The 7,027-nt window shown below is 63.9% G+C and carries 5 protein-coding genes and 1 pseudogene; 3 read left to right on the forward strand and 3 right to left on the reverse strand.

The window, feature by feature from the left end:
• Positions 1-649 precede the first annotated feature (649 nt).
• Positions 650-1,042 (forward strand): annotated as a pseudogene (locus J7I97_RS03470) (IS5 family transposase); the annotation flags it as partial.
• A gap of 439 nt (positions 1,043-1,481) precedes the next feature.
• Here the strand turns inward: J7I97_RS03470 and J7I97_RS03475 are convergent.
• Entirely contained in the window at positions 1,482-3,710 is a 2,229-nt protein-coding gene (locus J7I97_RS03475; protein WP_214930874.1) for a hypothetical protein, read from the reverse strand.
• A 476-nt stretch (positions 3,711-4,186) separates the two neighbouring features.
• Between J7I97_RS03475 and J7I97_RS39450 the strand changes: the two genes are divergently transcribed.
• Positions 4,187-4,312 carry a hypothetical protein gene (locus J7I97_RS39450; RefSeq protein ID WP_285441133.1) on the forward strand — a complete coding sequence of 42 codons (126 nt, stop codon included), beginning with the start codon at positions 4,187-4,189 and terminating at the stop codon, positions 4,310-4,312.
• A 212-nt stretch (positions 4,313-4,524) separates the two neighbouring features.
• Positions 4,525-5,205 (forward strand): hypothetical protein, encoded by a 681-nt coding sequence (locus J7I97_RS03480; RefSeq protein ID WP_214930875.1) that lies wholly within the window; start codon positions 4,525-4,527, stop codon positions 5,203-5,205.
• 6 nt (positions 5,206-5,211) lie between these two features.
• Here the strand turns inward: J7I97_RS03480 and J7I97_RS03485 are convergent, their stop codons facing one another.
• The gene (locus J7I97_RS03485) at positions 5,212-5,823 is read right to left on the reverse strand and encodes a hypothetical protein (protein WP_214930876.1); all 612 of its coding nucleotides are present in this window, start codon (positions 5,821-5,823) and stop codon (positions 5,212-5,214) included.
• 40 nt (positions 5,824-5,863) lie between these two features.
• A complete protein-coding gene (locus J7I97_RS03490; RefSeq protein WP_251058441.1) occupies positions 5,864-6,610 on the reverse strand; it encodes a hypothetical protein in 747 nt (248 codons plus the stop codon).
• Between the last annotated feature and the right edge of the window lie 417 nt (positions 6,611-7,027).

A 7,027-nucleotide genomic window follows, 5' to 3' on the forward strand; every position in this document is an offset into this window, starting at 1 on the left:
GCAGGATGAGACAAGGCCGCGCGGCCCCACTTCTTGGTCACACTCGAAGAACCCGTGCGGCCGCTGTCATGTCACGGCCCGCACCCCGATCAATCGCGGGCGAGACCGTACCTCGTGCAGATCTCCCAGATCCTCGGCCCCAACAAGCGCGACCAGTGCAACACGAGCTCGGTCCAAGCCCTCCACGGCACCGTGACGTTGTGCCTCAAGGTGGTCTGAGCTTCTGTCGATCTTTACGATCGGGTGACCTGCGAGGTCCGGGTCGCCGAGAACGAACGGGTCTGCGACCCCCGGCCCGCACGGGCCGGGAAGAAGAGGTGTTCCAGCTCGGGCCTCGTCGGCTCCTCGGCAAACTTCCCGTACGCCTCAGCCTGCTCCCTGTCCGTGGGCGGACTACCGAGGCCGCGCGCACCGCCGGGGCAACTATGATCATTGTCGCCGATACTGGCTGTTCCATTGGTCCCCGAGGCCGTGTCGCACACTCCTCCAGCCGGGGGCATCCGGGTGGGCGGGCCGTGGAACAGGGCAGTGGATGCAGGCTTGGCGCCGTCACTGTGCGTCGGTCCCTTAGGCGTGTCTGATGATTGATCTTGTGGCAGGCCGAGGTGAGTTGACGGACGCGGCGTGGGAGCGGATTGAGCCTTTGTTCGCCGTCGACGGCCGAGGTCTGCCGCTGTCGGTCGTGCTCACCCCGGGCAACGTCAACGACGCCACCGCGTTCGGCCAGGTCCTCGACGGGATCCGCGTCCCGCGTGCCGTCGCAGGTCGCCAGCGCACGACACCGGAGCGGGTGTTAGGCGACAAGGCCTACTCGAGCCGGGCGATCCGCCACCTGCTGCGACGCCGGGGCATCGCCGTCACGATCCCCGAGCGCCGCGACCAAGCGGACAACCGCCGACGGCGCGGAGCCCTCGGCGGCCGGCCACCCGCCTTCGACCGGGTCCTCTACCGCGACCGGAACGTGGTCGAACGGTGCTTCGCCCGCCTGAAGCAGTTCCGCGCCATCGCCACCCGCTTCGACAAGCTCGCCGCCCGGGTCCGGGACGCGCACGCCGCCCGCGTCTGGGTGCCGCTCGGCTACGCGGCCTTCCCTATTGGATGAGTGTGTTGAAGCTGGTCTGACAGGGTGGCGTGATGAGTAAGCGGCATGTTTTCTGGGTGCCGAAGACGCATCGGGGGTACCTCTCGGGTGCCAGCATTGGCAGGGTGGGATGACCTGACGGAGCGAGAAGAGCCACGGGCGTTTGTCCCGGGGATCCAATTCTTCAGCCACCCGCCAGGTGACAGAGACTGAAGGGACCGGATTTCCTCAGATACTGCGAGCGGGCCGTGTGCGCGCCCGCCGCAGCAGCGAGGACGAGCTGGAGCTGGGTGATTAGTCGGTGAGCACATCACCCGCTACTAGACTACTGCCCACTACTTCCCTTCATAGTTCAGAGCTCTCTCACCCGCCGCCGGGGTGGGCCGATGCTACTCCGTTGTCAGGGTTTGCGAGCGATGCCGGTGACTCCGGCGAGGAAGAGTGCGGCCAGTACGGCTGCGGCGGCTCGAACAACCCACCCGAATACAGCCGGCCATAGTCCCCCGCTGGTCAGCTGGCAGCGGTCGGAGGCATTGATTTTGATAACCGGGAAGGAAAGGTCGATGGCGTAGCCGACGCTTTCTGCAACCGAGCAATGTTGAGGGGCGGGAGCCTTTCCAATAGCTGAGCGAGCTGTCTCCTTTGAAGGCGGATGGGTGATGAGGCCGTGGGGCCCGAGCCACGCCATACACGCGATTACGGTGATCACTACGAGTCCAACGAACCACGCCAGCGCCCAAAAGGGGTGGTAGCCGTATCCAACGAGCCTTTTGAACAATAGTCGTCTGAATCGGTGTAGCCCTTGGCGGAACCTGCCGTAGTTTCTATTTCCGCCACGGGCAGTGAGGTCGTCGTTTTGGGCGACGTGAATACGGCGCGCCTGAGTATCATGCCCGGCGGCCTGGTAGGAACTGGCCAAATGTCGGTATGGCTGGGCTTTATATCCCGGGGTCCGATCCCGCAGCCAGGATTGCCATTGGTTCAGATCACTATCAGGTTCGGGTAGTCCAACATAGGTGAGACCATCGAATTCCATTAGCCCGTCAGCTGCGGTGGCTGCGCCCGGGCCGGGATGCTTCTTCCGTGCGAAACTTGAGGGCAAACTGAGCGTACCGGCCTTGACGTCTATGAGGTTCAACGCCAGCCCATCTGGATTGCTGACCCATCCTGAACAACGCAACGTTCCTGGGATGGTGGCGCCAGTTAGGGAAACTGTGCCCTTGGAACCGGACCCCATAGCGGTGAAGCCTGCATCAAGGAAGAGGTCTCTGCAGGAGAGGTTGGTGCCCACGAGGGCTTGCCCAGTGGTATTGGTCAGCGTGGCGCCCCGCAGCGATAGTTGGGTGCTGATCGCGGCACTGAGGAGGCGCACCGCGCCATCGGGGCCAGCGCCGATGGCCGTGAACCCATCGTCCAGCATCGCACTCTTGGCGGTTAGGCTGTCGGCCACCAGCGCCGGGCCGTTACGGTTCGTTAGTGAGGCTCCCTGCAGCAAGAGTTGACCGTCGATGGTCGCGCCCCTGAGCTGTACTGCCCCATCGGAATCTGTGCCGGTGGCTGTGAACGTTTGGTCCAACAGCATGTCCGTCTTGACTGTGAGGTTGTCTGCGACGAGTGCTGGGCCGGTGGTGTTGGTCAGCGTGGCCCCCCGCAGCGTCAGTTGGCCAGTAATGACGGAATTGGGGATGCGCACGGCTCCGTAGGGCCCGGCGCCGGTGGCCGTGAAGCCTGTATCGAGGACGAGGTCTCTGACTGTGAGATTGTCTGCGACGAGTGCTGGGCCGGTGGAGTTGGTCAGCGTGGCCCCCCGCAGCGCCAGTTGGCCGGTAACGGAGGCACCGATCAGGGACACTGCACCAGTCGCCCCAGTCCCTGTGGCTTCGAATCCGTCGCTCTCAGGATTTTCGCACACGAATGCGTCTCGATTAACGGTGAGATTCTCGGCCATTAAGGCAGGGCCGTTGTCGTTGGTGAGCCTGGCGCGGCGCAGATTTAGCTTTCCGTAGATGATTGCGCTATTGAGGGTTACGGACCCGGCGGGCCCGGTGCCCACGGCCTGAAGGTCGTCTAGGAGCACGGCGCCTTTTACGGTCAACTCATCGGCTACCAGCGCCGAGCCTGTACTGTTCTCGATTTCCGTTCCCATCACACTGAGATGTCCGTCCACCTGACCGCCAGTCAATCGGACGGCACCGTCATAGTCTTGACTTTCGACGCGACTGTCTCCGATTGTCAAGGCCTTCTGGACATATACCCGTTCGGCTGAGAGGCCTCTCAGTGTGCAGTGGTCCTCTAAAGCAAGCCACGGTAGGTGAGCATCATTCAGATTGATTGACTCCTCGAATCGACACGCATGCAGCATCAACCCGACCTGAGCATCGACGCCGTTGAGGTCAAGCTTGCCTCGGATCCAGGCACCGCGAAGGCGCACTCCTCGCGGGTCCAGTTCAGTGGTGCGGCGCCCGAGGAGCAAGTCCCGGATTAGCTCCGCCTCAATTTCCCGCCCCTTCCCCCAGGTCTGCACATCCTGAAAAGAGGCGGGTCGGCCTGCGTTCAGGTCCACCAAACTTCCGGTGATTGCCGCTCTAACCAAGCGTTTCTCCAGGCGGTGGCGATAACGAAGGGTCACGATGCTCAGATTATAGGAATCTGCACTAACTGCAAGGAATGGGCGGACGCGGTGCGTCGCGGACAGCTGTCGCCGCCTCACGGTTGACGGGCGGGCTGCCCATGGACTCGTAGTCTCAATATGGAGAACACGCTTGTACCTGGCGACCACCTCGAAGCCCAGCACGACACACTCCAAGGAACTCCATCTGGAGACGGCATACCCCCTCGGCATCAGCCATTCGAGTGACCGAGCCTTGAATGATCCCGTCGCGGGTGCGCTGCATTCCTGCCGCCGACCTGGGCGTCACCCGTTCGGATGTGGCCAGGTGCTCCTGGAGCAGAAGGAGCTTGGGCGCATGGCCGCCAAGCTGATCGTCTACCCGCCGGACGCGCAGGGCTGGCGCCGGGTCCACTACTGCCCTGACCCGACGTTTCGAAGAGGTTGCGGAGAAGCACGACCGCGAGTTCGGGATCATCAAGTCCGACCTGACCGCGGTGCGCCTCCAGATCGGCAACCTGGACCAAAAGGTCGAAGCCCTCGACGAGAAGATCGACCGGAACCAGGCCCAGATCATCGAGCTGCTCACCCAGCTTGTGGGGCAGCACCCCGACGCCAGCTGATCTTTGCGGGCCCAGCGCCCGGTCCTTCCCGTACACGGCGACGGCCCCGACCAGACACCTCTGGTCGGGGCCGTCGCCGTGTACGGGGTCAGCGTCCGGCGAGCAGGTGCTCCTGCCGAGCCTGGACCAGGCCGCGCCAGGCGGCGCGTACGTCGTCTTCGTTCTTGGTCCAGCGGGTGGGGGGACTCGGGCAGGGGCAGGGCGGCCATGAAGTGGGCGATGTCGGTGAAGTAGGCGAAGTCGCCGGTGACGGTGAGCGCGCGCAGCCGGCCGATGGTGGCGGCCAGGGCCTGGTCCTCGCCGCGGACGGCGTGGTGGAAGGCGAGGGCGAGCTCCACGAACCGGTGGAGGAAGGGAAGCCCGGCGGCCTCGATGTCGCCTTGCAGGCTCAGGGCGCGGTCGATGACGCTGCCGGTTCCGGCGTCCTTGATCAGGGCGACGACCTGGGCGAGGAGACTGTTGGAGCGCTGGTCGAGACCGTCGAGGAGCTGGTGGGCGAGCGCGAGCTCGTCGCCAGCGCGGACCGGGTCAGCGAAAGAGAGGGCCAGCGCGAGGCGGACCTGCGCCATCGCGCGCTCGCCGGCGGCACCGTGCTGTTCCGCCTCCGCGCGCGCGGCCTCGAAGGCGGTGACGGCGCGGGCGGTGTCGGCTTGGGACCAGTGGATGTCGCCGAGGACGCGGTGGTGGCGGCCTTTCCAGCCCAGGGTGGGGACGGCGGCCAGGGCGGTGGGGAAATCGCCGGCGAGGCGAGCCAGGTTGGCCAGGCCGCGGCGGGCCCGGGCGGCGAGCCGGCCGTCGGCGTCGGCGACCTGCTGCATCCCCGTGCGGGAGGCGTCGTTCAGGCCGAGGTCCTTGTGGGCCTTGGCCCTGTAGTACAAGACCTTCTCGGTTAAATGGTGCTACGGAGCCGGGGATGTGCGCGCTAGGTCTCCCAGCTCTTCCGCCCGGTCCTCGATCTGCCTTCGCGTCCCGGAGTCACCGATGATGATCCGTGAGGTTGCCGGGCTGTCGGTAACCCGCATGACGGCGACTTGCCCACGGCTCTGTTCCGGGCTGGCATCTTGACCTGAGCTGTACTCGATCACCATGGCGTTCTTGCTGCACAGCATGGATGCCCAGGCCTTTGAACCACCAGCTCCGGAGGCACTGTTGTAAGGGCCTGCGGGGTAGCTGTCGCTTCCCTCGCCACCAGCGGGCCACTTCGAAACCAAATGCATCTGCTTTTCCTTGGAGCCGCCTTTTGGGGTGACGACGATTCCACAGGAGTCGCCGTTCACATAGGCAATGAGGCGACTCTGCTTGTACCGGATCTCGGAGAGGATCTTTACCGCTCCCTCGGCTTCAGTCAGCGGGTCGTCGGCCACCGAAATTGCCCCCAATTCGGTCAGCCGGCTGCCGGGAGTGTCGTGTGAGGGTGATTCGGAATCGATACCGCCACCGTCATTTTCACACCCGACGATTAAGGCAATGAAGGCAGCCCCGATGACTAGAGTCCGCTTACTTCGAGCCATTAGGGCTGCACCTCACTCATGTCGCATCTTCAGCGATTCGTCACTGCGCCCACTGATTGAAGCAGACGCCTACCGGCTTGTACGCCCAGACCTTCTTCCCCGTGGGTAAGTTCCCGCCGACCCCCTGGTAGGCGTTGCCCTCGTACACGTCGTAGAGCGGGAAGGCCTGCACGCTTCCCCACTTGCCTTCGGGCACTTCGAAGCGGGTCTCGTTCTTGATGCTGTAGGTGTTGGTGACGCTCCAGCCCATGCCGGCCGAGACGTACTTCAGGTCGACTTTGACCTCCTTCGTGACGGTGGCAGCAACGCTCTTTTCGACGGACAGGACGAGCGTGGTCTTGCCTCGTCCGCTCGTCGCCTGGAGCAGGTCAGTCCCGCACGACTGGCTGATCCGGTGGGCGTTCTTGATCACGAAGTAGTCCGTTGTGCCTGCCGGCGCAGGGGCTATCGGGGAAGCGCTTTCCGCCGACAGAAGGACACCTTCGGACCCGCTCGAGTTCCTCTTGACCACCGTGTTCGGGCCGGGCGTGAAAAACTTACCGTCGGCGGAGATCGAGCTGGCGGGGACACCTAACGGAGCACCGCCGTCCGCATAGGAAACCCCGAAACCTACGGTCACAGTGAATGCGATAGACACTCCGGCAGCAGCCGCAATCGTTGCGATTCCACGCCGCGGCTGAAAAATAGCCTGCTTCATGACACTCCCCAAATCAGAACCCAGAACTCCACCCGCCGGAATGAATTGACACTGCGAGTGGCGCCCAACGACTTTCGGAATCTCGTTCATCACACCCTGCGGCAGTCAATCAACCCCACTGGACTGTGCCCCACCTCACACAGGAACCTCATGTTCACCTCAAGAACACATCTACTTCAAGCCGCACCATCCCGATACCAGCCAAACCGAATCACCGCACTTTTTTATGGAACCGCGAAAAACTTCCACCGTGGCCAGAATTCACATGGGCTTGCTGTCGAGAGAGAAGAGCCCTCAGCAAGTAGGCAGCCGAGCCCCAGGGGGATTGCAAAGTTCGTTGATCGTGCGTCGGCGCAGGTCAGTTGAGGCCGAGGAGGGCCAGTGGCCGCTCGTAGGGGCGGAGGGCTGTGGTGCGGAGTCCGGCGGCGATGTTGGTGTGGCCGGCGTCGCGGAGTTGGTTGATGGCGAAGCTGCGGAGGGTGGCCATGTTCTCCGGACTGTGCCCGG

It is taken from the genome of Streptomyces sp. ISL-87, assembly GCF_018614095.1.
Lineage (GTDB): Bacteria > Actinomycetota > Actinomycetes > Streptomycetales > Streptomycetaceae > Streptomyces.